At 66.5% G+C, this 24,656-nt stretch carries 19 protein-coding genes; 13 read left to right on the top strand and 6 right to left on the bottom strand.

What is annotated here, in order from left to right:
- Window positions 1-115: 115 nt before the first annotated feature.
- The 4 genes from BA190_RS24965 to BA190_RS24950 all read right to left on the bottom strand — a co-directional run bounded on the left by BA190_RS24965 (window position 116) and on the right by BA190_RS24950 (window position 4,377).
- Window positions 116-1,357 (bottom strand): MFS transporter, encoded by a 1,242-nt coding sequence (locus BA190_RS24965; protein WP_068294054.1) that lies wholly within the window; start codon window positions 1,355-1,357, stop codon window positions 116-118.
- Between the two features lie 339 nt (window positions 1,358-1,696).
- Window positions 1,697-3,055, bottom strand: a complete 1,359-nt coding sequence (locus BA190_RS24960; RefSeq protein WP_068294051.1) for a hypothetical protein — start codon at window positions 3,053-3,055, stop codon at window positions 1,697-1,699.
- A 164-nt stretch (window positions 3,056-3,219) separates the two neighbouring features.
- Window positions 3,220-3,621, bottom strand: coding sequence for a RidA family protein (locus BA190_RS24955; protein WP_068294047.1), 402 nt, complete (start codon window positions 3,619-3,621; stop codon window positions 3,220-3,222).
- A gap of 60 nt (window positions 3,622-3,681) precedes the next feature.
- Window positions 3,682-4,377, bottom strand: coding sequence for an NUDIX domain-containing protein (locus BA190_RS24950; RefSeq protein WP_068294095.1), 696 nt, complete (start codon window positions 4,375-4,377; stop codon window positions 3,682-3,684).
- Between the two features lie 353 nt (window positions 4,378-4,730).
- Here BA190_RS24950 and BA190_RS24945 point away from each other — a divergent pair, with 353 nt between their 5' ends.
- The 9 genes from BA190_RS24945 (at window position 4,731) to BA190_RS24905 (ending at window position 15,727) form a co-directional block, all read left to right on the top strand.
- Window positions 4,731-5,036, top strand: a complete 306-nt coding sequence (locus BA190_RS24945; protein WP_068294044.1) for a hypothetical protein — start codon at window positions 4,731-4,733, stop codon at window positions 5,034-5,036.
- Window positions 5,037-5,209: 173 nt separating this feature from the next.
- Window positions 5,210-6,265 (top strand): SPFH domain-containing protein, encoded by a 1,056-nt coding sequence (locus BA190_RS24940; RefSeq protein WP_068294041.1) that lies wholly within the window; start codon window positions 5,210-5,212, stop codon window positions 6,263-6,265.
- Window positions 6,266-6,449: 184 nt separating this feature from the next.
- Window positions 6,450-7,340, top strand: a complete 891-nt coding sequence (locus tag BA190_RS24935; RefSeq protein ID WP_068294038.1) for an NAD(+)/NADH kinase — start codon at window positions 6,450-6,452, stop codon at window positions 7,338-7,340.
- A 172-nt stretch (window positions 7,341-7,512) separates the two neighbouring features.
- Window positions 7,513-8,700, top strand: coding sequence for a pyridoxal phosphate-dependent aminotransferase (locus tag BA190_RS24930; RefSeq protein ID WP_068294035.1), 1,188 nt, complete (start codon window positions 7,513-7,515; stop codon window positions 8,698-8,700).
- Between the two features lie 190 nt (window positions 8,701-8,890).
- The gene (locus BA190_RS24925; protein ID WP_068294033.1) at window positions 8,891-10,483 is read left to right on the top strand and encodes a 5-guanidino-2-oxopentanoate decarboxylase; all 1,593 of its coding nucleotides are present in this window, start codon (window positions 8,891-8,893) and stop codon (window positions 10,481-10,483) included.
- 84 nt (window positions 10,484-10,567) lie between these two features.
- Complete coding sequence (locus BA190_RS24920) at window positions 10,568-11,746, top strand: acyl-CoA dehydrogenase family protein (RefSeq protein WP_068294030.1); 1,179 nt, start codon at window positions 10,568-10,570, stop codon at window positions 11,744-11,746.
- 95 nt (window positions 11,747-11,841) lie between these two features.
- Entirely contained in the window at window positions 11,842-12,579 is a 738-nt protein-coding gene (locus tag BA190_RS24915) for an SIS domain-containing protein (RefSeq protein WP_068294093.1), read from the top strand.
- 163 nt (window positions 12,580-12,742) lie between these two features.
- Window positions 12,743-14,809 carry an acetate--CoA ligase family protein gene (locus BA190_RS24910; RefSeq protein WP_068294027.1) on the top strand — a complete coding sequence of 689 codons (2,067 nt, stop codon included), beginning with the start codon at window positions 12,743-12,745 and terminating at the stop codon, window positions 14,807-14,809.
- 129 nt (window positions 14,810-14,938) lie between these two features.
- Window positions 14,939-15,727, top strand: coding sequence for an enoyl-CoA hydratase-related protein (locus BA190_RS24905; RefSeq protein ID WP_068294023.1), 789 nt, complete (start codon window positions 14,939-14,941; stop codon window positions 15,725-15,727).
- Window positions 15,728-15,875: 148 nt separating this feature from the next.
- Here BA190_RS24905 and BA190_RS24900 read toward each other — a convergent pair whose 3' ends face one another.
- Together BA190_RS24900 and BA190_RS24895 are read right to left on the bottom strand one after the other, a co-directional pair.
- Window positions 15,876-16,190, bottom strand: coding sequence for a type II toxin-antitoxin system RelE/ParE family toxin (locus BA190_RS24900; RefSeq protein WP_068294020.1), 315 nt, complete (start codon window positions 16,188-16,190; stop codon window positions 15,876-15,878).
- Complete coding sequence (locus tag BA190_RS24895) at window positions 16,190-16,444, bottom strand: type II toxin-antitoxin system ParD family antitoxin (RefSeq protein ID WP_068294017.1); 255 nt, start codon at window positions 16,442-16,444, stop codon at window positions 16,190-16,192. The genes BA190_RS24900 and BA190_RS24895 overlap by 1 nt, the downstream gene beginning before the upstream one ends.
- 269 nt (window positions 16,445-16,713) lie before the next feature.
- Between BA190_RS24895 and BA190_RS24890 the strand changes: the two genes are divergently transcribed.
- Genes BA190_RS24890 through addA form a run of 4 tightly spaced genes read left to right on the top strand, consistent with a single transcriptional unit; the run spans window position 16,714 to window position 24,476 of the window.
- Window positions 16,714-17,349: a TetR/AcrR family transcriptional regulator gene (locus BA190_RS24890; RefSeq protein WP_068294014.1), complete on the top strand. Its 636-nt coding sequence runs from the start codon at window positions 16,714-16,716 to the stop codon at window positions 17,347-17,349.
- A complete protein-coding gene (locus BA190_RS24885; protein ID WP_068294011.1) occupies window positions 17,346-17,882 on the top strand; it encodes a GFA family protein in 537 nt (178 codons plus the stop codon). The genes BA190_RS24890 and BA190_RS24885 overlap by 4 nt, the downstream gene beginning before the upstream one ends.
- Before the next feature lie 43 nt (window positions 17,883-17,925).
- Complete coding sequence (gene addB, locus BA190_RS24880; RefSeq protein ID WP_068294005.1) at window positions 17,926-21,039, top strand: double-strand break repair protein AddB; 3,114 nt, start codon at window positions 17,926-17,928, stop codon at window positions 21,037-21,039.
- Window positions 21,036-24,476: a double-strand break repair helicase AddA gene (addA, locus tag BA190_RS24875; RefSeq protein WP_068294004.1), complete on the top strand. Its 3,441-nt coding sequence runs from the start codon at window positions 21,036-21,038 to the stop codon at window positions 24,474-24,476. Before addB ends, addA begins: the two co-directional genes overlap by 4 nt.
- The last annotated feature ends 180 nt before the right edge of the window (window positions 24,477-24,656 follow it).

Here is a 24,656-nt window from a genome sequence, read left to right as displayed (position 1 = left end):
TTTTGCGATTAGACGGAATCATCTCGAATCGCAAAGACGCGTCGAACCAAAGAGCGAGAGCAAAACAGCGTTTCCGTCTAAACGCGCTTTGCTCTAGGCGGGCTCTCCGTCGCTCCTAACCCGCGACGGCGGCGGCTTCGGGCTCGCGCCTGTCGGCCCGCTCCAGGGCCCAGGACACCAGGAAGACCATGAGGCCAGCCATAGCCAGGAGGGCACCCACCCAGCCGGTCGAGGCCCAGCCGAAGCCGGCTGCGACGGCGACACCGCCGAGCCAGGCGCCGAGGGCATTGGCGATGTTGAAGGCCGAATGGTTGAGCGCGGCCGCGAGCGTCTGGGCATCGCCGGCCACGTCCATCAGTCGGGTCTGGATGGCCGGGCAGATGGCGAAGTTGCAGCCGATCAGGAACACGCAGAGCGAGATCATCCAGGGATTGGATGCGGTGAGGCCGTAGAGCGCCATCACCACGATCACCCAGACCAGCATGCCGCCGATGGTGGCCATCAGCGCGCGATCCGCCAGCCAGGAGCCGGCGATATTGCCGACATTCATGCCGATGCCGAACAGCACCAGCGCCACCGGCACGAAAGCGGGCGAGAAACCGCTGAGCTGGGTGAGGGTGGAGGCGACATAGGTGTAGACGGCGAACATGCCGCCCAGGCCGATGGCCGGGATCGCCAGGGTCAGCCAGACCTGCTTGCGCTTGAGGGCGCCGAGTTCGCGCAGGGGGCTGGCGCCCGGCTGGACCTTGTCGAGCGGCATGAAGGCCAGGATCAGCACCGCGGTAAGGGCGCCGATGGCGCCGACGGTCGCGAAGGCCAGGCGCCAGCCCAGGACCTGGCCGAGCCAGGTGGCGAGGGGGGAGCCGACCAGCGTCGCGAGCGTGATTCCCATCATCACGCGCCCGACGGCCTGGGCCCGTCGATTGGGCTCGGCCATGCCGGCGGCGACCAAGAAGGAGACGCCGAAATAGGCGCCATGCGGCAGGCCTGCGAGGAAGCGGAAGCCGATCAGCTGGTAATAGCCGCCCGCCAGGGCACTGGCGGCATTGGCGGCAGCGAACACCACCATCAGCCAGAGCAGCAAAGTGCGGCGCGCCATCCGCGCTGAGAGGACGGCGATCACCGGCGCGCCGACGACCACGCCGAGCGCATAGGCGCTGATCATGTGGCCGGCTTGCGGCTCGGTGACCAAAAGACCGTTGGCGACGTTGGGCAGGATGCCCATCGAGGCGAATTCGCCGGCGCCGACGCCGAACGCACCGACGGCAAGGGCGAATTCGATCCAGGCGGCGCGATGGCGATGGGAAGGGCTGTCGGCGTTGAGGTCGGCGAGGGAGGCGGTGGCCGGATGGGTCACGGGCGGGCTTTCGGGCAAGGGACGCGAAACAAACGAAATGAGAAAGCCGGCGGCAGGGAACCGCAGGCAGGCAATGGCTTGAATCAGCGATTTGGGAACGATCTATTGCACCGCAATATCGCTGGCGGCGGGGAAAATGTAAATCGGTTTACGTCTGCATTTCGGCATGGCTCGGGGCGGAGCTATGCCTGGGAAACGGACGTCTCGTCCGCTCATGGAAATGCGGCGGTTCAGAGTTGTGGCGTTCGGCTGCAGGCGCCTCTGTCCGGAGTTCCCCGCGGGATCGGCCAAGTGCGTCCTTTCCAAGGCCGGGCAAGGCTGCGCGCGACCCTGATGCGGCTAGTAGGGCTTGGCTGCCACATAGCCATAATAGTTCATCAGGAAGTCATCCAGCGTGAGCGCTCCGCTCAGGGGCACCTCGCGATAGCCGTCGCCCCAGGTGTAGATGTGGAACGTGACCTCGCCATTCTCCAACTTCATCTCGGATTGCAGCACGACCCAGTGATCGTCGCGAATGTCGGAGCTCTGGGTCTGATGGCCGTCGACCATGTTGGAGCCGATGAGCAGGACGACATGGTAGCCCGCCGCGAGCAGGCGGTTCGCTTCCTTCATGTTGTCGGTGTCGCGCTGGTGGCGGAAGAAGTTCGCATCTTCCCGCACATCCGTGTAGCCGGCCTGGTCGAACCAGTAGGCCAACTCCATCGGCGTCGTCACGCCCGAGAACTCGCCACCCGTCGAATCGTAGTGGATGACCCAGTCATTGGAATTACGGATGCTGGCCAGCGCCAACCAGTCGATCGGCGCAATGTCGGAGGACGAGGGGGCGGCGTGGCGCAAATCGGCTTTCGGCTTGATCGGCAGTTTGTAGAGTACGCCCTCGCCCTTGTCGTACATGTCGCAGGCGAAGGCGGCATAGGTTCCCGGGCGGTCGCGCAGGACATTGAAGACCAGCGCGGCCGGCCCGCACAGATTTGTCTGGTTCTGGTCGAGCGTGCCCGGATAGGCGACGCGGATGATGATGCCGATGCCGACTTCGTCCCGGTCGAGGTTGGGCCATTGGCCGCGGCCGAGCTTGCGCATGAAGTCGCAGGCGCGGCCAACGGCATAGCTGCGCTGGACCGAGGAGACGTCGAACGGCCATTTTTCGATCATCTTGCCGGCCTGGCTGACGAAGTTCTCCAGCATCGTCTTCGAGCGCGGCATGATGGTGTTGGACTTCTCGCTGATCATCTTCAGGTCGGCGAGTTCGTTCTGCGTCACGCGGCCATCCTGCATGGTGGCGCGCAGGATTTCGACGACCTCGACATGGTTGAGGTGGCGATCCTCCTGCAGGGCTGCGCGCAGCGCCTTCGGCACCGATTTGCTCTGGAACACGCCCCAAGGTCCGGTGGGAGCGGCAGCTGGTGCCGGCGAGGGGCGCGCCGCGAGTTCCTCCAGCTTGGCGATGGCTACGCCCATGGGTTCGATAAAGCCCGTCTGGTGCGCGGGAAAATATTTCTTCTGGAACGTCAGGATGGCGCTGCACAGCGCATCGCTGGCGATGCCGCCGACGACACGGCCTGCAATGCCTGCCTCCGCTCCGCCGTCATTCCTGGGAATGAGGTTGAGGAGGGCGGTGACGATCTGCTGGTCTTCGACCCAGTTCTGGCACTGAGCGCCGGTCGAGGCGTGGCGACCTACGCGCGCACGAAGGGGCATGGCGATCCTCCTCTTCGCGATTGTCAGTGTTTTCTCGCGATCGGTACTGTCTCGGATGGCCTGACCTTAATGATGCCCGGCGTTTTGAGTATCCACCTAATAGGGGAGATGCGTGGCCGAAGGGGGCGGCCACGCGTTCTTCCCGCCGGAGTGCGATGACGCTCTCAGGCCTTGTCCTCCGGCAGCACCGCGATGGCATCGATCTCGACCAGGACGCCCGGCTGGAATAGGGAGGCGACACCGATCAGGGAACTTGCCGGCTTGTGCTGCTCGCCGATCCAGCGATTGCGCACCTCACGGATGATCGGCAACTGGCTGGGATCGTAGTCCTGCACATAGATCGTAACCCGCGCCACCGCGCTGAAATCGGTGCCGGCTGCCTCGAGGGTGGCGAGGAGATTGGCGAAGACCCGGTCCAACTGCGAGGCAAGATCGTCGCCGACCAGCTTGCCCGCCTCGTCATAGGGGACATGACCCGAAAGCAGCAGCAGCCGGCCGCTTTCGACCAGCATGGCCTGCGAAATGCCGGGAATGGTGGCGTTGGGTGGATTGATCGGACGCAGCATGGGTATCTCCTTGGTCTTTCGGTCATTCTTGCAGACCATGATGACAGCATCTCGGTGCCTTCACACCGTCCTGTCGAACTCCGTCAGCGCCCGCCTCGCCAGGCGATAGAGCTGCGCTGGCCGCTTGCGCTCGGCCGTGGCCGTGGCCTTGGCATCGGCCTCCTCGAGGATCTGCATCTCCATCAGCTTGCGGCGGAAGGCGCTGTCATTGAGCGGTGTGCCGATGGCCTTCTCGTAGACGGCCTTGAGTTCGGGCAAGGTGAACTGCTCGCCGAGGAGGAAGGCCGGCAAGGTGGAATAGCTCGCCTTCGAGCGCAACCGGTCCAGGGCAGCAGCGATCAGCCTGTCATGGTCGAAGGGCAGGGGTGGGCAGAGCTCCGGAGCGATGCGCTCGAAAGGGGGCGCGCCGGCCGCCTCGGCGGCGGCCAGACGCTCCTCCGGCACCAAGGCGAGATAGACGATGGCGATCGACCAGCCGCGCGGGTCGCGATCCGGGCCGCCGAAGCTGCGCACCTGTTCGAGATAGAGGCCGTCGAGCCTTGCCTTGGCGGCCAGGATGCGCCGCGCCGAGGCCTCGATGTCCGCATCCTCCTCCGGCCTGACATAGCCGCCGATCAAGGCGAGCTCGCCGGCATGGGGGGCGTGTTCGCGCCGTTGCAGGCAGAGCCGCAGGCCGTCCTCGGTCAAGGTGACCAGGACGATGTCGACCGTGGCGATCGGGCGCTGTTCAGGCCCGGCAGGCGGAGCGGAGGGCATTTCGGCATCCATTCGCTAGCGCGTTTTGCGATTTGGCGGAATCGCCAAGAATCGCAAAGACGTGTCGAACCAAAGAGTTAGAGCAAAATGGCGTTTCCGGCGAAACGGACTTTGCTCTAAGGGGGCAACGGTGGAACCTGAAGCCGCTCCTCGCCCGCGCAGCCAATTCCACCAGGTCGCCATAGCACAGCCGGATGTCGAGGCAAGATCAAGGCGCAAAATGCAATTTGTGATTTTATTGACTGGGGAGCAGACCTGCTGGCGGTGCGTTCCCGTCACGGCGTGTTCGCCCGGGAACTGACCGGTGCTGCGATCCGTCGTGAAATGGCATCCGGCCTGGGGCGGAGGAAGACATGCGTTCGTTTCTGTCGTCTGCCTTGCTGGCCGTCCTCGTCGCGGGCTGCACGGCGCCGCAATCCACGGTCGTCATCAAGCCCTTTACCGGCCATGTGCCGAGAATACCAGGCAATTACGAAGCGGCGGCCCGATTGCCGGAGCCCCCGCGACCGGAGCCGGCGCCACCTTCCTCCTCGAGCAGTTCCTTCGATCAGACAGGGAACTCGGTCGACGAGAATTATTGTGCCGGGGTCGTCACGCCCACGCACAGCTCCTACCGCTGGTGCAACAAGCACGGTTATCTGACCAAGGATAGGCGGTAGAGACGCCTGGCCTCCCTCGTTCCTGAGCGGTACTGGCGTGCCCCAACCGCGTGCGTGTGCGGTCTGGCACACTTCCGATATTGCGCTCTATAAAAATACAAAATGCAATTTGCAAATTATATTTTATAGAATAGAAGCGAACCAGTCGATCTCGACCAACCCAGGAGCCAGCCATGGCCACCATTCGCCGCTATCCCTTCCTCAGCCATGCCCGCGTCGAGGCTTCCTCCTTCCTCGGCGTCTACCGGCGGGGCCGCCTCGCCCGGTCGGGCAGGGGCCAGGCCGTGTGGTTCTCGGCCCAGGGCAGCACCTCGCTGGTGGAGGTGCCGGCCGATGACCGCAACCACATCGTCGCCGTCACCGGGCGCACTGCCGACTTCCAGGCGGTAAGCGTGCAGGGACTGGCGAGCTGGCGAGCCCAGGAGCCCGCATTGCTGGCCGAGCGCATCGACTTCTCCGTCGACCTGCGCACCGGCTCCTATCGTGCCGATCCCGTAACCCAGGTCGAGAACCTGATCGACGGGCTGGTGAAGACGGCGGTCGAGCGTTTCCTCTCCGCCCGCAGCATCGGCGCCGTCCTGGCCGAAGGCGTCGGCGCCCTGCTGGCGGAGGTGGAGCGGGATCTTGCCGCCACCGGGGCGCTGGCGGCGATCGGCATTGCCCTCACCGGCATTCACCTGTCGGACCTGACGCCCTCGCCCGATCTGGTGCGGGCCCTGCGCCAGCCGACGGCGGAGAAGCTGCAGCAGGCCGCCGACGAGGCGACCTTCGCCCGCCGGGCCGCCGCCGTGGAGAAGGAAGCGGCGATCGCCGAGAACGAAACCAAGGCAAAAATCCGGCTGGAAGAGGAGCGGGGCCGGCTGTTCGAGCGTGAACGCGAGAACGAACTCGCCCAGGCGCGCACTGCCGCCGACAAGAACAGGGTGGCGGCCGAGGGCGAGGCGACGGCCCGCGAGCTGACGGCCCGCAGCCAGGCGGTGACGCGCGGCGTCGCCTCGGAGGCGGAAGCGGAGGCGATCCGCCGGCTCGACGAGGCCAGGCTCGCCGGTGAGCGTGTCCGCGCCGAGATCGCCAACACCCTGCCGGTGCTGATCCCGGTGGCGGAGGCGCTGAAGGATGCCTTCGCCAATGCCAAGGTCGGCACGCTCAATCTCGGCCCCGACGTGCTGGCCCAGCTCGGCAGCGTGCTCGGCGCGGCTCTGGCCAAGGGTGAGAAGCAGGCGGGGTGAGCGGCATTTTTTGCCTCCCCCCTTGTGGGAGAAGGTGCCCCGTAGGGGCGGATGAGGGGTGGAGGCGCCTAGCCGGCAAGGTCACGTTTCTCCCCTCATCCCCCTGCCGGGACCTCTAGTCAACTCAAGAGAGTTGACGACACCCGCAAGGGGAGAAGGGAGCCTCAATCATTCGGAGCCCGCCATGTCCCTTCTCGCTCCCCGCGTCATCCTGGTCCGGCGGGAGACCGATCTCGATCGCATCCGGGCGAGCTACACCAGCGCCGCCGCTGCACGCTTCGTACTGGAGCGCAAGGGCCTGACGCTGGAAGCGGTGGAGGATACACATCGGCGTTTCACCGAGGCGCTGCATCGCATACGGGCCGCCATCCCGGCGGACTGGCGCCAGGCCACCATCCTGAGGGCCGATGTCGAACGCTTCGTCTTCGGCCCGGAAGATGTCGTGCTGGCGGTCGGCCAGGACGGATTGGTCGCCAATGTCGCCAAATATCTCGATGGCCAGGTCGTCATCGGCATCGATCCCTTTCCGGGAACGAATGCCGGTGCCCTCGTGCGGTTCGGGGTCGGTGATGCCGGTGAGGCGCTAAGGGAGGCGGTGAAGGGCAGCATCCGCGTGGAGGAGCGCGTGATGGCGGAAGCGCGCCTCGACCAGGGCGAGCGGCTGCTCGCCCTCAACGAGATCTTCGTGGGTCATGCCAGCCACCAGTCGGCGCGCTACACATTGTCCTGCGGCGGGCAAAGCGAACGCCAGTCCTCCTCCGGCCTGATCGTCGCTACGGGGACCGGCGCGACCGGCTGGGCTGCCTCGATCCTCAAAGCCACCCATGCCAGCCTGAATCTCTCGCCGGTGCAGCCTCGTCTCGGCTTCCTGGTGAGGGAGGCCTGGCCGAGCCCGGCTACCGGCACCGAACTGGTACGGGGGCTGGTGGAGGATGCTCCTGTCGTGGTGACCTCGGAGATGGACGGCGGCACCATCTTCGCCGATGGTATCGAAAGCGACCATCTCGCCTTCGATTGGGGCCGCCGTGTCGAGATCGCGCCGTCGGCAAGGCGGCTGAGGCTGGCCGTGCCGTGAGTCTTCGCGGCCGGCCCTTGGGGCAAGACGTCGCGGGGGTTACGCCGGATCGCGCGCCATGGTATCGGCTTGCTCATCTCATTCGGTGTTATCAGCCGAGCTTCGGCAGGCCTCGATGCGTCTCCTCCCCGTAACACCGACATCCCGGGAGGCCAGTTCTTAGGAGTGTACCGTGCGCTTTGCTTCCGTGACCGATCGTCTTTCCGATTTGGGGGCGGCGAAATGGGCTGTGCATTTCGAATCTCGCCGCCGTGTCGCGGCCGGCGAGCCGATCATCGAGCTCACCATCGGTGAGCCTGACACGCCGGCACCACAGGCGCTGATCGATGCCGCCATCGCCAGCCTCCAAGCGCGCCGCATCCGCTATTCGGGCGGGCGTGGCGAGCCATCCGTGCTGCAGGCGATCGCTGCCAAATATTCCATGCGCACCGGCCGCACCATCACCACCGACAACACCGCCTATATGCCCGGCACCCAGACCGCCCTCTATGCCGCCCTCGCCGCCCTGGCCGAGGCGGGCAACGAAGTGCTGGTCGGCGATCCGCTCTATGCCACCTATGAAGGCGTGATCCGCGCCAGCGGCGCCGACATCGTGCTGGTGCCGCTCGACCCCGCCAATAACTTCCATCTGCGTGCCGAGGACCTGGAGGCCCGCATCACGCCGCGTTCGCGCGTCCTGCTGCTCAATTCCCCGCACAATCCGACCGGCGCCACGCTGTCGCGCGACGAGATCGCCGCTATCGTCGACGTCTGCCGGCGCCATGACCTGTGGATCGTCTCGGACGAGGTCTATGAGATGCTGTCCTATGGCGCGCCCTTCGCCTCGCCCTTCGACTTGGCCGAGGGAGCCGAGCGTACCGTGGTGGTGTCCTCGCTTTCCAAGTCGCACATGCTGCCGGGCATGCGTGCCGGCTGGTGCGTCGGGCCGGTGGAATTCATCGAGCGCCTGCTGCCGCTGTCGGAGATGATGCTGTTCGGTGGCCAGCCCTTCATCCAGGACATGGCAGCCTATGCCCTGAGCGAAACCTTCGCTGAATGCGCCGAGAGCGCCGAGAGCTTCCGCGTACGGGCCGAGATTCTGCCCGAGATGCTCGCCAATGCGCCGGGCCTGCGTTGCCCGAAGCCCGAAGGCGGCATGTTCGCCATGGTCGACGTCTCCGGCACCGGCATCGACGGCGAGGCCTTCGCCTGGCGCTTGCTCGACGAGGAAAAGGTGGCCGTCATGCCCGGCGTTTCCTTCGGCCAGCAGGCGGCGGGGCATGTGCGCGTTGCCCTCAGCTCCGATGCTTCGCAGCTGCGCGAGGCCGCCAGCCGCATGGTCAGCCTGGCCATCCGGCTCAGCCAAGGCAAGGCTGCCTGAGGCAAGATTTTCCTTCTCCCCCTGTGGGAGAAGGTGTCCCGAAGGGACGGATGAGAGGTCTTGCAACGCCAACCGAATATGGCGTGTCACCCCTCATCCCCCTGCCGGGACCTTCTCCCGCAAGGGGAGGAGGGACTATTTTCGGCAAGACTATGCCAATCCAATAACAAACCACATTCCCGGGGAAACCATGGCCGACCATCCTCATCTCGGTACGCTCATTCCGCAATTGCTGGTCGAACGCGGCATCGACACGGTGTTCGGCATTCCCGGCGTGCATACGGTCGAGCTCTATCGCGGCATTCCGGGTTCGGGGCTCACCCATGTCACGCCGCGCCATGAGCAGGGTGCCGGCTTCATGGCGGACGGTTATGCTCGCGCGACCGGCAAGCCCGCCGCCTGCTTCATCGTCACCGGCCCGGGCCTTCTCAACATCGCCACTGCCATGGGGCAGGCCCTGGCCGACAGCATCCCGATGCTGGTGATCACCACGCTCAACCCGCGCCAGACCCTCGGCCGCGGCGAGGGGCATCTCCACGAATTGCGCGGCCAGTCCGTCGTCGGCCGCGAGGTGTCCGCCCTCGCCTTGACGATCTGGACCGTCGACCAGCTCATTCCCGCCTTCGACGAGGCCTTCGCCTTCCTGGCCTCCTCGCGCCCCGGCCCGGTGCTGATCGAAATCCCGATCGACCTGCTGTCGGAGCCCTTCCCGGGCCCCGTCACCAGCATGCGCAAACCGGCTGGGCCGCCGGTGCCGCGCGCCGATGACGTCGAAGCGGCCGCGGCCTTGATCGCCAAGGCAAGGAAGCCGCTGGTGATCGCCGGTGGCGGTGCGGTTGCCGGTGCCGAGGCCGTTCGCGGGCTGATCGAGAAGCTGGGAGCTGCCACGCTGCTCACCGCCAATGCCAAGGGCATCCTGCCGGCCGGGCACAAGCTGCTGGCCGGCGGCTGCATGCTCACCCCCTCGCTGCATCGGGCGATCGGCGAGGCCGATCTCGTGCTGGCGCTCGGCACCGAGCTCGGTGAAACCGAATTCTGGTACGAGCTCGACGGGCTGAAGCTCAATGGCGCGGTGATCCGCGTCGACATCGATCCGCGCCAGCTGCATCGCAATGCCCGCCCGTCGCTGCCGGTGGTGGGCGATGCCGGCCGTTTTGCCGCCGCCCTGGCGCCGCTGGTGAAGACGATCGAAGGCGGGGCCGCCTATGCCCGGCAGTTGCAGGCCGCGCGTCTCGAGGGGGCCGATCCGCGCTATGTCCGGCATCGCCCGCTGCTCGACGCGATCTGGCAGGTGCTGCCGGAGGCCGTCGTCGCGGCCGATTCCACCGCAGCCAGCTATGGCGGCAACTTCATGGCCGAGCCGCCCGCAGCCCGGCGCTGGATGAGCGCGGCCACCGGCTTCGGCACGCTCGGCTATGCCTTGCCGGCCGCCATCGGTGCCAAGGTCGGCCGGCCCAAGGTGCCTGTGGTCTGCATCATCGGCGATGGCGGCTTCCAATTCACCTTGCCCGAGCTTGCCAGCGCGGCCGACGCCGGCGCCCCGGTCATCGTGCTGCTCTGGAACGACCAGCGCTATGGCGAGATCGAGGAATATATGGTTCGCAACCAGATCGCACCGCTCGGCGTGCGACTGCAGGCGACCGATTTCGCCGCCGCCGCCAAGGCCTTCGGCGCCAGGCATGTCGCGGCTCGCTCCCTCGGCGAGGTCAAGGAAGCCCTGCGCGCGGCCGCGAGCGCGCCCGTGACCACGATCATCGAGATGGATGCGTCGCAATACGCCTGATCCATGTCGTGATCGGCATGATTGGTGCCATGAAAAGACTAGAAAGGGCGCCGATCGAATTCCGTTGTACCGAGGGGAAGCGCCATGCAGTTCGCATTGACCGAAGAGCAGGACATGCTGGTCGAAACGGTGCGCCGTTTCGTCGAGGAGGAGCTCTATCCGCATGAGGCGCTGGTCGAGCGCACCGACGAAGTGCCCGACGACCTCGCCGCCGAGATCAAGAAGAAGGCGATGGAGCTCGGGCTCTACGCCGCCAACATGCCGGTGGAGCTCGGCGGCGGCGGCCTCGATGCCGTCGGTATCGCTTTGCTGGAGCGCGAGCTCGGCCGGGCCAATTACGGCCTGCAGATGGTGGTGGCCCGCCCCTCCAACATCCTCCAGGGCTGCCGGGGGGCCCAGCGCGAGCGTTGGCTGCTGCCAGCGATCCGCGGCGAGCGCGTCGACTGCCTGGCGATGACCGAGCCGGGCGCCGGTTCCGACGTGCGCTCGATGAAGACCAAGGCCGTCCGCAGACACGATGCCAAGCTGGGCGACAGCTATGTCATCAACGGCCAGAAGCACTTCATCAGCCATGCCGACAAGGCCGATTTCATCATCCTGTTCGCCGTCACCGGCACGGAAGAAACCAAGCGCGGCCCGCGCAACCAGATCTCCGGCTTCCTGGTCGACAAGGACACGCCCGGCCTGACCATCCGCCCTGGCCCGCACGCCCTGTCGCATCGCGGCTACCACAATTGCGAGCTCTATTTCGACGACTGTGTCATTCCGGCCGACCAGCTGCTCGGCGAGGAAGGCAAGGGCTTCGACCTGATGAGCGAATGGCTCGGTGCCACCCGCCTCACCGTGGCCGCCACCTCCGTCGGTCGAGCGCGCCGGGTGATGGACGAGACCTTGGCCTGGGCCGGCCAGCGCAAGCAGTTCGGCCAGTCGATCTCGCAGTTCCAGGGCATCTCCTTCCCGCTTGCCGATCTCGCGGTGGAGCTGGAGGCCGCCGACCTCCTGACGCTCCGGGCCGCCTGGCTGCTCGACCAGGGCAAGGCCACCGATGCCGATTTCGCCATGGCCAAGCTGGCGGCCTCCGAGATGCTCGGCAAGCTCACCGACAGGGCGATCCAGACCTTCGGCGGCATGGGCCTGATGGACACCCTGCCGATCGCTGGCTGGTGGAAGGATGCAAGGGTCGAGCGCATCTGGGACGGTACCAGCGAAATCCAGCGCCTGATCATTGCGCGGCAGATGCTGCGCCCGCATGAGGGGCGCTGAGGCGGGCGAAAAAGGCGGCGCTTGGCGGGAGCATCATGATCGTGCAGGAAGGAACGCCTCTCCCGCATGCAGCAGCCAGTTCCCGGAAGATTGCCATGACCGAAATACCGACCGCCGCCGCCTATCTCGCCGATCTCACCCGGCGCATCGGGGCCCTGTTCTGGGCCAATGCCGATGCCATTGCCGCTGCGGCAGCGGCCGTCGAGCGGACGGCCCGGCAGGACGGCCTGGTCTATGTCTTCGGCACCGGCCACAGCCATATGCTGGCCGAGGAGGCGCATTACCGCGCCGGTGGCCTGGCTTTGACCGTGCCGATCCTGTCGGCGGTGACCATGCTGCATGACGGCTCGGTGGCCAGCACCGCCTTCGAGCGCATCCCGGGCATGATCGCCCCCGTGCTGGCGCGCTATCCGATCGGGGCTGGGGACGTGCTGTTCATCGCCTCCAACAGCGGTGTCAATGCCGCCATCATCGAGGCGGCGGAGATCGGCAAGGCCACCGGCGCCACCGTCATTGCCGTCACCTCCGTCGAGTATTCGAGCCAGGCGGCGCAGGGTCGGCCCCGGCTTGCAGACCTGGCCGATGTCGTGCTCGACAATGGCGCTCCGCCCGGCGATGCCGTGATGGCGCTGCCGGACAGCGAATTGCGCACGGGCCCGGTGTCGACCTCGATCGGCGCGGCCCTGCTCAATGCGGTCTTCGCGGAAGCGGCTGCGCGCCTGCAGGCCGAGGGCGGCAATGCCCCGATCTATCGCAGCGCCAACATGCCCGGCGCCAAGGAGATCAATGCCGGGCTGGTTGCGCGGTATCGGCCGCGCAACCCGCATCTTTGAGACCGTCATCCATGAGGGCGCTCCATGACAGAATTTTTACACGAAGCGGCGTCAATCTACATGAGCAGATTGACGCCGGTCCCGTGCTCGTCAACCTTGTAGCAACGCCTCCTCCCTAGGGTGCGAGGTTTCCCGCCTGCTTTGTCTCCATAGGTCCCACCGCATGTCCGTCGTCGATGGCCTCCGCCGCCTGCTCAAACCCCGCCACATTGCCGTCGCGGGGGGGCGATTGGCCTCCGTGATCATCCGTGAATGCGACCGCATCGGCTATGCCGGTCCGATCTGGCCCATTCATCCCGAGAAGACCGAAATCGCCGGACACAAGGCCTACCGGACCGTCGCCGATCTGCCGGAGGCGCCCGATGCGGTTTTCGTGGCGACGCCGCGCGAGCCCACGGTCGACATCGTCGCAGCCCTTGCCGAGCGTGGCGCCGGTGCGGCCGTCTGCTATGCCGCCGGTTTCGCCGAGGTCGGCGAAGAGGGGGCCGCCCTGCAGAAGAGGCTGGTCGAGCTCGCCAAGGGCATGCCGATCGTCGGCCCCAATTGCTATGGCGTACTCAATTTGCTCGACGGTTGCGTGCTCTGGCCCGATACCCATGGCGCCGAGCGGGTGGAGAAGGGTGTCGCCATTATCACCCAGTCCGGCAACATCGCCCTCAACATGACCATGCAGCGGCGCGCGCTGCCCATCGCCTATGTCATCGCCGTCGGCAACAAGGCGATCGGCGACCATGGCGACTATATCGAGGCGCTGCTGGCGGATGAGCGCGTCACCGCCATCGGCCTGCATGTGGAATCGATCGACGACGTCGCCCTGTTTTCCCAGGCGGCGATCAAGGCGCTGGAAAAGGGCGTGCCCCTGGTCGTGCTGAAGACCGGGCGCTCGGAGATCGGCTCCGAGATCGCCATGAGTCACACCTCCTCGCTCGCCGGCGCCGATGCGCTCTACAATGCCTTGTTCGCCCGCTACGGCGTGGCGCGGGTGGTCGACGTCCCGGCCTTCGTCGAGACACTCAAGCTCATGCACCTGTTCGGCGGCCTGCCGGGCAAGCGCATCTCCTCGATGAGCTGTTCGGGCGGCGAGGCGGCCCTGATCGCCGACCTTGCGGCCGACCGCGACCTGGAGTTCGCGCCGATCCCCGCGGAGAATGCCGCCCGCTTGCAGGAACTGCTCACCGACAAGGTGCATGTTTCCAACCCGCTCGACTACCACACCTATATCTGGGGCAATGAGCCGGCCAACGAGGCTGTTTTCACCGAGGTGCTGAACTCCGGCTTCGACCTCAACCTCCTGATCCTCGACCAGCCGCGCACCGATCGCGGCCTCGTACCGGATGGCGGCTTTGCCGCCGCCCGCGCCGCGATCACCCGTGCTGCCGCGGCCTCGGGAGCCCGGGCCGCCGTGGTGTCCTCGCTGCCCGAGAACATGCAGGAGGACGATGCCAAGGCACTGATCGCCGACGGCGTGCTGCCGATGCAGGGTATGGGCGATGCGCTCACCGCCATCACCCACGGCGTCGAGTTCACTGCGGCACGCGCAGGCTGGGAAAAGCTCGTCCCGCTGCGCAAGGTCGCGCGCATCGATGTCGGCAAGGCACGCCTGCTCAGCGAATATGAATCCAAGCATCTGCTCGGCCGCCACGGCCTGGAACTGCCGCCGAGCCGCATCGCCGGGACGATCGAGGCCGCCTCGACGGCTGCCGCTCTCGGCTTTCCGGTGGCGATCAAGATCCACAGCGACAAGATTGCTCATAAATCGGATGTCGGCGGCGTCAAGCTCGGCCTGCGCTCGCGGGCCGACGTGACCGACGCCGTCGCCTCCATGTCGCATCTGGGTGATCGCTTCCTGGTCGAACGCATGGTGGAGGGGGCCGTCGCCGAACTCATCGTCGGCGTGGTGCGCGATCCCCAGTTCGGCCCGACGCTCACCATCGGGGCCGGCGGCGTGCTGGTCGAGATGCTCAAGGACGCAGCCGTGATGCTGCTGCCCGTCACCGCCGAGGAGATCCGCGAAAAGCTGATGAGCCTGCGTGTGGCCCGCCTGCTGGAAGGCTTCCGCGGCAAACCGCGCGGCGACATCCGCGGCACCATCAAAGCCATCCTCGCGATTGCCGATTTCGCCGAGCGCCACGCCGACCGGCTGGTCGAACTCGACGTCAATCCGCTTTTCGTCTTGCCCGAGGGGCGCGGCGCCGTCGCTGCCGACGCGCTGGTACGCATGCTGGATTGATCGTGGTGTCGCCACCGGGATTAACCCGCTGACAATATCGTCATTGCGAGCGGAGCGAAGCAATGACGGCAAGGATTGATTGCTGGGCGAGCACGGGCTTGCCTGTGTGGCCTGTTTCAGGAGATTGCCATGTCCGAATCCGTCAAGCTCGAACGCCGCGGCGCGGTGCTGGAGGTCACGCTGGATCGCCCCAAGGCGAATGCCATCGATCTTGCCACCTCCAAGGCACTGCATGCCGCCTTCCGCACTTTGCAGGACGATCCGGATCTGCGGGTCGCCATCCTCACCGGCGCCGGCGAGCGCATCTTCTCGGCCGGTTGGGACCTGAAGGCGGCCGCCTCCGGTGCCGAAGAGCCGGATACTGATTTCGGACCGGGCGGCTTTGCCGGCCTGACCGCCTTCTGGGAACTGACCAAGCCGGTGATCGCGGCGGTCAACGGCGTCGCCATCGCCGGTGGCTGTGAACTGGCGCTGGCCGCCGACCTGATGGTGGTGGCCGACCACGCCGAATTCGCCCTCTCGGAAGTGACGGTCGGCCTCGTCGCCGATGCCGGCGGCATCCAGCGCCTGCCGCGCCGCATCCCACTCGCCATCGCCAGCGAGTTGCTGCTCACCGGGCGCCGCTTTACGGCTCGGGAAGCCCATGGTTGGGGCCTTGCCAACCGCGTCGTGCCGATGGCCGACCTGATGGCCACGGCGCGGGAACTGGCCGACACCATCGCGGCCAACGCGCCGCTGTCGATCGCCGCGGTCAAGGCCATCCTCGCCGCCACTGAAGGCATGGGCGTGCGCGAAGCCTATGAGCACGTCTATGCCGGCAAGGTGCCTGAGCACCGGGCCATGCAGCTTTCCGAGGATTCTCGCGAAGGCGCCAGGGCCTTTGTCGAAAAGCGCGCGCCGGTCTGGAAGGGGCGGTGATCGGGAGGCCGGTCTTCAGGCCAACCTGGAAGCGCTGTATGTGCCGGAATTGGCGGGTGTGAAGACCCGCCCCTATAGCGTTTTGCGATTCAAGATGGCTCCGTCAAATCGCAAAATGTTGCAGGCGCTGGCGCCGATTTGTCATCGGTCAGTCTTCTTGCGACTTGATATCTGACCTGTCTCCGGCCCAGTCTTCGTGTCCATGCCGGATGCGGATAATAAGAATATCGCCGTTATCCTCGACCCTGTAGACAACGAGATGTGCCTTGAAGGGGTGAATGCGCACCGGCGGCGAAATCTCGTGGCGTTCGCGCGCCATGCGAGGATTTGCCGCGATCAGGTCGAAGATCGCGAACAATTCGTCATGATATCGCTTGGCCTGCACGGTTCCGAACAGACGCAGGCCTTCCTCGGCAATGCCGAGGATGTCTTCTTCCGCCGCGAAGGATAGGCGGAAACCCATTATTTCTTGCCGCGAGAGGCTTCAGTCCGCGCCTTCGCCACTGCGAAAAGCTCATCCTTCGAGCGAGAACCGATATCGCTCTTCAAGCCGTCATCGACAAATTGCTGCATCGCGGCAATTTTGTCGTTACGCTCCTGATCTTTCCTGATCAGGTCGCGAACGTAGTCGCTGGCGTTCGCGTATCGGCCTGTCCTTGTTTGCGCCTCGACCCAGTCTTTCATGGGGTCAGGCAGGGATACGTTCATCGTTGCCATATCTGCCTCCATGCCTTCAGCATGGCATAAATTGGCAAACATTGTCAAAAATCGCAACAGAATCTTATAGAGATGTCGAGCGCGGCGAACAGAAAATGCCTCATATGTGAGGGGTTGCACCGCCCTGTCTGGATTTCAGACCTCAATACTTTGAATGGGGTTTCGGGTCTGCATGAAGCCGCCGCATCCGTCGGGAGGCAGGAGCCGACTGGAAACCAGCAGCTATCACGGTCACTTGACACATACCAACCATTTGGTATGTATGTCGCATGTCGAGACCCACCAAGCAATCGCCCGAACGCGGCCATGCTCGCAACCGCCTCCTGGAGGCGGCAAGGGACGTCATCCGCGCCAAGGGCTTCGCCGCCACCTCGGTCGATGACATCTGCCGCGCGGCGGATGTCACCAAGGGCGCCTTCTTTCACCATTTCGGCAGCAAGGAGGCCCTGGGCGTCGCGGCCGCCGAATATTGGGAGGAGACGACCGCCGGCTTCTTCCAGGCGGCGCCTTATCACGCCCCGGCAGATCCTTTGGAGCGGGTTCTCGCTTATGTCGCCTTCCGCAAGGCGATCATCATCGGCGAGCTTCCGGAATTCACCTGCCTGGTCGGCACCATGGCACAGGAAGTCTACGCGACCGCGCCCGATATTCGCGATGCCTGCGGGCACAGCATCCTCGGCCATGCGGCTACGCTGGAGGCCGATATCGAGGCGGCGCGGCGCGAGCGCGGCATCGCTGGCGACTGGACGGCCGAAAGCCTGGCGCGGCACACGCAGGCCGTCATCCAGGGCGGCTTCGTGCTGGCCAAGGCGGGCAACGATCCCGGGCTGGCGCGGGAAAGCCTCGATCACCTCGACCGATATATCCGGCATCTGTTTCATCTCAGCGGGGAGCACACGCAATGAGCGGGACCATGACGATCGGCTGCAACTGTGGACGGGCACGCCTGGAAGTCAGGGGTGCGCCGATCCTGGTATCGGAATGCCTGTGCAATTCCTGCCGGGCCGCCGCGGGGCGCCTGGCGAAGCTTCCCGGCGCTAGGTCGATGCTGACCTGCCACGAGGCCACGCCCAGCGCCGAATACCGCAAGGATCGCGTGAAAATCCTGTCCGGCGCCGAGTATCTGAGCGAATTCCGGCTTTCCGACAAGGCCGGCTCACGCCGCGTCGTCGCCACCTGTTGCAACACGCCCGTCTTCCTGGAGATGAAGGGCGCCCATTGGCTCAGCCTTTATTCGCATCTGTGGCCGGAAGAGGCGAGGCCGAAGCCGCAGATGCGCACGATGGTCGGCGACCTCATCGACGCGTCCCGCCTGCCTAATGACATTCCCAATCTGAAGACCCACACGATTTCCTTCTACGCCAAGCTGCTTGGCGCCTGGATCGCCATGGGCTTCCGCGTGCCGAAGCTGAACATCGCGACGAAGATCGAGGCCTGACACCCCTTGTCAGGGCGGCGATCGCGCTGTTTATCTCCCCATCATGGCGCACCGCCCGAATCTCCTGACCATCGCCCCCGGCACGCCCTTTCTGGAGACGCTGGTCGACGCCCTGCTGGACGGCCGGCTGCTGCCAGGCTTTGCCCCGCGTGAGGATCCGCTCGCGCTGGCAGGTGCCACGCTCTATCTGCCGACCCGCCGCGCCATCCGCGCCTTGCGCGGCATCTTCCTCGACAGGCTGGGTAGCGATGCCGCGCTGCTGCCGCGCCTGAAGGCGCTCGGCGAGATCGACGATGACGAGATCGCCTTCGCCGATGACGGCGGCGACGACCTGCCGGAGCCGGTCGCCGGGCTCGACCGCCAGGTCGCCCTGACGCGCCTGATCCTGCAATGGAGCGCGGCCCTGAAACAGGCTCTCCTGCCGATTCCGGGCGAGGAGGGCGCCGAGCCGCTGCTGATTCCCTCCTCGCCGGGTGATGCGGCAGGGCTCGCGGCCGAACTCGGCAATTTCCTCGACGGCCTGCAGATCGACCGGGTGCCGCCGGAGGCGATCCTCAATCTCGGCGAGAGCCATGCCGGGCTCTACGACAAATATTGGGACATCACGCTGCGCTTCCTCGAGATCGCCACCGTGCACTGGCCCGAACATCTCAAGGAGATCGGCCGCGGCGACGCCGTGCTCCTGCGCAACGCCCGCATGGAGCGCGAGGCCGCCAGGCTTGCAGAAAACCCCAGATCAGGCCCGGTGATCGTGGCCGGCTCGACCGGCTCCATTCCCGCCACCCGCGACCTGATCAAGGCGGTAGCCGCCCATCCCCAGGGTGCGGTCGTCCTGCCGGGGCTGGACCTCGAACTCGATGCCATTGGCTGGAATGCCATCGGCAAGGGCGAGGGCGCCCCCGGCCATCCCCAGGCCGGTCTTGCCGCCTTGCTTGCCGACATTGGCGCCGAACGCGCAGCTGTGACCGAACTCGCCTCGCCGCCGCCCAGCCTGGCGCTGCGTGCGGCTTTGGTCTCGCAGGCGCTGCGGCCGGCCGAGACCACGGATCTGTGGGCCGGCCGGCGCCATGCCGATCCCGCGGCGGTGGCCGAAGCCTTTGCGGGCGTTGCCCTGGTCGAAGCTGCGCATGAGGGCGAGGAAGCCCTGGCGGCGGCGCTGGTGCTGCGGGAGGCCCTGACCGTGCCCGGCCATAGGGCCGCCCTGGTGACGCCGAACCGCCAGCTTGCCGAGCGCGTGGTCACCGAACTCGGCCGCTGGGGCATCGAGGCCGACGACAGCGCCGGCCAACCTTTGACCCAGACGGCACCGGGCCTGTTCACGCGGCTGGTGCTCGATGCCGCGTTGCATGATTTCGACCCCGTTACCCTGTTGTCCCTGCTCAAGCACCCACTGGCGCGCCTCGGCCTGGCACGCGCGGATCTGGAGCGGGCGGTAACGGCGCTGGAGATCGGCGCCCTGCGCGGTCCCAGGCCGGCCGGCGGTCCTGCCGGCCTCGTGGCGGCCCTGGCTCTCGGCAAGGCCTCGCTCGGCGATCCCCATTGCCCACCGGCCCGGCTGGCCCTCGGCGAAGAGGATTGGGCCGGAGCGGAGGCGATGATCGAGGCCTTGGCCGCCAGGCTCGAACCCTTCGCGGCGTTGCTGCGCCAGTCCGATTCCTTGCCGGCGGCCAGCTTCTTCGCCGCGCATCGCGCCGCCGTCGAGGCGCTGGCCGAAGCGGTACCGGATGAAGGCGCCGGGCTCATGGAAGGCGAAGCCGGCGAGGCGCTCACAGGCTTCTTCGATGATCTCGGGACCGTCGCGCCCGAGGCGCTCTGCCTGCCAGCGCATGAATATCCCGGCCTGTTCGCGGCCCTGGTCGCCGGGCGCTCGGTGCGGGGCGGCGATCCCAAGCATCCGCGCATCGCCATCTACGGCCTGCTGGAGGCCCGTCTCCTGCCGGTCGACAGGCTGGTGCTGGCCGGGCTCGACGAGAGTGTCTGGCCGCCCGATGTCAAGACCGATCCCTGGCTGAACCGGCCGATGCGGGCGGCGATCGGCTTGTCGCCGCCGGAAAAGCGTGTCGGCCTTGCCGCCCACGATTTCGAGCAGGCGCTCGGCTATGGCGACGTGGTGATCACGCGGTCGCTGAAGCGCGGCGGTTCGCCCAGCGTGCCGTCTCGCTGGCTGCAGCGGCTCGGCGCTTTCCTGGGGCCGGCCTTCGATGACGTGCGCAGGCGGGGCGAATTCTATTGCGCCCTCGCGCGCCAGCTCGATGCGGCGGAGGGGCCGCCACCCCCACTCGGCGCGCCCAAGCCGAAGCCGCCTCTCGCTTTGCGCCCGACCCGCCTCTCGGTCACGCAGATCGAGCACCTCGTGCGCGATCCCTATACGATCTATGCCCGCCACATCCTCAAGCTCGAACCGCTCGACGAGATCGCCATGCCCCCCGGGGCGGCGGAGCGCGGCACGCTGATCCACGGCGCACTCGAGCGGTTCGCGGCCCTGTGCGCCGATGGTGTGCCGCCGGATGCCCTCGCACGCCTGATGGCGATCGGTGAGGAACTCTTCGTACCGCTCGCCGATTTTCCCGAGGTCCTGGCCTTCTGGCGGCCGCGCTTTGCTGCCATCGCCGAATTCCTGGTGGAGTGGGAGCGCGAGCGCCAGCCGCGCCTTGCCCGCGTGCTGAGCGAGATTCCCGGCAAGCTCACCTGGCCGACCTTGGCCGAAAGGGCCTTCACTTTGTCCGCCCGTGCCGACCGCATCGAGGTCGCCGCCGATGGCCGGGTTGCCATTCTCGACTTCAAGACTGGCCAGGCGCCTACGGCCAGGCAGGTGGAGGCAGGCCTCGCACCGCAATTGGCGCTCGAAATGGCCATGCTGCTCGAAGCTGGGTTCAAGGACGTGCCCAAACCGGAGGCCCTGGGCGATCCCGCCATCGTGCATCTGGCCGGTGGCGGCAAGGGGCCGAGCGAGAAGCCGCTGATCTTCAAGGACACCACGCCCGTTGACGTGGCCCTGCAGAGCCTCGAAAGCCTCAAGGCGTTGATCGATCGCTTCGAGAACGAGAAGACGCCCTATGCCTCGCTGCTGCACCCGATGTTCAAGGGACGGCGCTATGGCGACTACGACCATCTTGCCCGGGTGCGCGAATGGTCCGTGAGCGCGGAGGAAGCATGATCCCGCGCAAGCCCTCTCCCGACACGGTTCTCAATCAGCGCCTGGCCTCCGATCCCTCGCTATCGGCCTGGGTGTCGGCCAATGCCGGCTCGGGAAAGACCACCGTCTTGACGCGGCGCGTCATCCGGCTTCTGCTCGCCGGGGTCGATCCCTCCGCCATCCTCTGCCTCACCTTCACCAAGGCCGCGGCCGCGAACATGCAGAACCGCATCTTCGCCACGCTCGGCCAATGGGCCGTCGAGGAGGAGGGCAAGCTCGTCGCGGCGATCGAGGGCATCACCGGCTTCAAGCCCGATGCGGCCGGCCTCAAGCGCGCGCGTCAGCTCTTCGCGGCGGCGATCGAGACGCCCGGCGGCCTGAAGATCCTCACCATCCATGCCTTTTGCGAGCGTGTGCTGCATCTCTTCCCCTTCGAGGCCAATGTTCCCGCACAATTCGCAGTGCTGGATGACAGGGCGGCGCGCGAACTGCTCGATGTCGCCCGCACCAGCCTGATCCTGGAAGCGAATGGGCAGCCGGAAGGCAGGCTCGGGCAGGCCATGGCGCGATTGCTGGAGGATACCGGGGAGGGGGCCTTTGACGGGCTGCTCGCCGAGATCACTTTCGAGCGCGAGGCGCTGCGTCCCTTCCTGAGCGAGAAGGGAGCCGCCGACGCGCTGAGCCAATTACGCGATTTGCTCGAATTGGTGGAAGGCGAAAGCGTCGCCGCCATCGAAGCCGAGATCGACGAAACCTCGATCCCGTTCAGCGAATGGGCGGCGATCGAGGCCGCCCTGCGTGAGTATGACAGCAAGCGCATCCTCGATCTCGCCGACAGGCTTGCCGCCGCCATCGCGGCGGCTGCGAGGCGTGCCGAAGCCTGGCGTTCCGTCTTCCTGACCGGCACGGGCGAGGTGCGCTCGGCCAATGCCTTCCTGGTCAAGGATTTCGCCAAGGATTACCCTGTTTATGCCGAGCAGCTTCTCGCCGAGCTCGAGCGTATCGCCGAGCTCCTGCAACGGCGCAAGGCGGCCTCCGCCTATGAGCGCAGCGAGGCGCTGATGACGGTCGCGGCGGCGCTGCTCGGGCGATACAAAGCCGGCAAATCAACGCGGGCGGCGCTCGATTTCGACGATCTCGTGCAGCGCACGGCAGACCTGCTCAGCCGGGCAGGCGCGGAATGGGTGCTCTACAAGCTCGATCGCGGCATCGACCATATCCTGGTCGACGAAGCCCAGGATACCAGTCCGGCCCAGTGGCATATCATCGAGATGCTGGCGCATGAGTTCACCTCGGGCACCGGTGCGCGCAGCGAGAGGCGCACCATCTTCGCCGTGGGCGACGAGAAGCAGTCGATCTTCTCCTTCCAGGGCGCGGCGCCGGCGGAGTTCGCCCGCATGCGCCGCCATTTCCGCCACAAGGTCGGCGAGGCGGAGGAGCGTTTCGAGGCGATCGAGCTCAAGCAGTCCTTCCGCTCGACGCCCGATATTCTCCTGGCGGTCGACCATGTCTTCGCCGCCGCCGACAACCGCCGCGGCCTGTCCTCGGACGATGTCGCCACCGTGCATGAGACGGTGCGGGCCGGCGATCCCGGCCGCGTCGAGGTCTGGCCGGTGGAAAAGCCGCAGCCGGCCGCCGAGATCACCGCCTGGGACGCACCTTTCGACGAGACGCCTGTCACCAGCCCGGTAGTGCGGCTTGCCCGCAAGATCGCCGCCGAGGTGAGCGGCCTGATCCGGGAGGGCGATCCCGCCACGGGTGCGCGCTATGATGCCGGCGACGTGATGGTGCTGGTGCGCAGCCGCAACGCCTTGTTCGAGGCGGTGATCCGCGCCCTGAAATTCGCCGGCGTGCCGGTGGCCGGTGCCGACCGCATCGTCCTGACCGACCATATCGCCGTGATGGACCTGATGGCGCTCGCCCGTTTCGCCCTGCTGCCGGCCGACGATTTGACGCTGGCGACGGTGCTCAAGACGCCGCTCATCGGCCTCGATGACGAGGATCTCATTCGTCTGGCTCCAAGCCGCAAGGGTACGCTCTGGGCTGCCTTGGCGGAGGAAGCGCGGCAGGACGAGCGCTATGCTGTCGCCTTTGCGCGCCTCACGACCTGGCGCGCAGAGGCCACTGGCAAGACGCCCTACGCCTTCTTCGCCGATATCCTGGCCCGCGACGGCGGCCGGCGCATCATGCTGGCGCGCTTCGGCGCGGAGGCCGCCGATGCGCTGGACGAATTCCTGCGCGTGGCCGGCGATTACGAGCGGGCTAACACCGCCAGCCTGCAAGGCTTCCTCGCCTGGCTCGCCGAGGCCAAGGCGGAGATCAAGCGCGACATGGACGTGGCGCGCGGCGAAGTGCGCGTGATGACGGTGCATGGCTCCAAGGGGCTGGAGGCGCGGGTCGTCATCCTGGCCGATACCTGCAGCGCGCCGGACGGGCGGCACGATCCCAAGCTGTTCTTCCTGCAGGCACAAGGACGGCCTGCCGGCAGGGAGATCCCGGTCTGGTCACCCAACAAGGCCTCGGATCCGCCTGCGGTCAGCGCCGCTCGCGATGCGATCCGGATCGAGAACGAGGCCGAGCATCGCCGCCTGCTCTATGTCGCGCTCACCCGGGCCGAGGATCGGCTCGTCATCGCCGGCTTCGAAGGTGCCCATGCGCGGCGACCGGGCAATTGGTACGACATGGTGGCCGATGCCTTGCGCGAGGCCGGCGCGCGTGTCGAGCCGGATGGCGAAGGCGAGAGGCTGGTCTATGAGCCGACGCCCCGGCGCCCGGTCGAGAATCGGGCGCTGGCGGTGCCGGACACGGTCTTGTCCGTCCCGGCCTGGCTCAACCAGAAAGCAGCTGCCGAACGGGCGGAGGAGGTTGCGCTCGCACCCTCCGAAACCGAACACCCCGAGGAACTGGCAGGCTTGACGGGCGTGACGGCTCCCGACAGCAGGACGCTGCGGCGCGGATCATTGATCCACGCGCTCCTGCAATATCTGCCCGATGTCGAAATGCCGGCCCGGCGCGAGCAGGCGCTCGCCTTCCTCGGCCGGGCGGCGACGCAATGGCCGGAGGATCACGCCGGCTGGGCCGAGGAGGCCCTGGCGGTACTGGCCTTGCCGGCTCTCGAACCGATTTTTGCCTCGGGCAGCCGCGCCGAGGTCGCCCTGGCCGGCCGCATCATCCGGCCGGGTCGGGCCGACTATGCCGTGTCCGGGCGCATCGATCGGCTTGCCGTCGGGCCGGATGCGGTCTGGATCGTCGATTTCAAGACCAACCGTCAGCCGCCTAGCGGGCTCGATGCGGTGCCGCAGGCCTATCTCAGCCAGCTCGGGCTCTACCGCCATCTGCTGATGCGGCTTTACCCGGCCAAGGAGGTGCGGGTTGCCCTGGTCTGGACCGCGACGGCCGCGATCATGGAGCTGCCGGCGGAGAGGCTGGAGGAGGCGGTGCGGGCAGTTGTGGGGTGATATTTATGCGTGGTGCGAACCCCTCATCCCCCTGCCGGGACCTTCTCCCGCAAGGGGAGAAGGGGTTTTGGTGGGACAGGCTGAACTTGGTCGAGCGGTTCCAAAAATCGCATCCCGAGCCCAATTAAATTCCTTCTCCCCTTGCGGGAGAAGGTCCCGGCAAGGGGATGAGGGGAGAGC

This window comes from Labrys sp. WJW (assembly GCF_001676615.1).
Lineage (GTDB): Bacteria > Pseudomonadota > Alphaproteobacteria > Rhizobiales > Labraceae > Labrys > Labrys sedimenti.
Note: the sequence above shows the minus strand (reverse complement) of the source record. Positions and strands in the feature narration are given on the sequence as shown.

Coding starts and splice junctions, on each gene's coding strand:
- BA190_RS24960 (WP_068294051.1), bottom strand. CDS start 3,055: ATGCCCCTTCGTGCGCGCGTAGGTCGCCACGCCTCGACCGGCGCTCAG.
- BA190_RS24955 (WP_068294047.1), bottom strand. CDS start 3,621: ATGCTGCGTCCGATCAATCCACCCAACGCCACCATTCCCGGCATTTCG.
- BA190_RS24950 (WP_068294095.1), bottom strand. CDS start 4,377: ATGCCCTCCGCTCCGCCTGCCGGGCCTGAACAGCGCCCGATCGCCACG.
- BA190_RS24945 (WP_068294044.1), top strand. CDS start 4,731: ATGCGTTCGTTTCTGTCGTCTGCCTTGCTGGCCGTCCTCGTCGCGGGC.
- BA190_RS24940 (WP_068294041.1), top strand. CDS start 5,210: ATGGCCACCATTCGCCGCTATCCCTTCCTCAGCCATGCCCGCGTCGAG.
- BA190_RS24935 (WP_068294038.1), top strand. CDS start 6,450: ATGTCCCTTCTCGCTCCCCGCGTCATCCTGGTCCGGCGGGAGACCGAT.
- BA190_RS24925 (WP_068294033.1), top strand. CDS start 8,891: ATGGCCGACCATCCTCATCTCGGTACGCTCATTCCGCAATTGCTGGTC.
- BA190_RS24920 (WP_068294030.1), top strand. CDS start 10,568: ATGCAGTTCGCATTGACCGAAGAGCAGGACATGCTGGTCGAAACGGTG.
- BA190_RS24915 (WP_068294093.1), top strand. CDS start 11,842: ATGACCGAAATACCGACCGCCGCCGCCTATCTCGCCGATCTCACCCGG.
- BA190_RS24910 (WP_068294027.1), top strand. CDS start 12,743: ATGTCCGTCGTCGATGGCCTCCGCCGCCTGCTCAAACCCCGCCACATT.
- BA190_RS24905 (WP_068294023.1), top strand. CDS start 14,939: ATGTCCGAATCCGTCAAGCTCGAACGCCGCGGCGCGGTGCTGGAGGTC.
- BA190_RS24900 (WP_068294020.1), bottom strand. CDS start 16,190: ATGGGTTTCCGCCTATCCTTCGCGGCGGAAGAAGACATCCTCGGCATT.
- BA190_RS24895 (WP_068294017.1), bottom strand. CDS start 16,444: ATGGCAACGATGAACGTATCCCTGCCTGACCCCATGAAAGACTGGGTC.
- BA190_RS24890 (WP_068294014.1), top strand. CDS start 16,714: ATGTCGAGACCCACCAAGCAATCGCCCGAACGCGGCCATGCTCGCAAC.
- BA190_RS24885 (WP_068294011.1), top strand. CDS start 17,346: ATGAGCGGGACCATGACGATCGGCTGCAACTGTGGACGGGCACGCCTG.
- addB (WP_068294005.1), top strand. CDS start 17,926: ATGGCGCACCGCCCGAATCTCCTGACCATCGCCCCCGGCACGCCCTTT.
- addA (WP_068294004.1), top strand. CDS start 21,036: ATGATCCCGCGCAAGCCCTCTCCCGACACGGTTCTCAATCAGCGCCTG.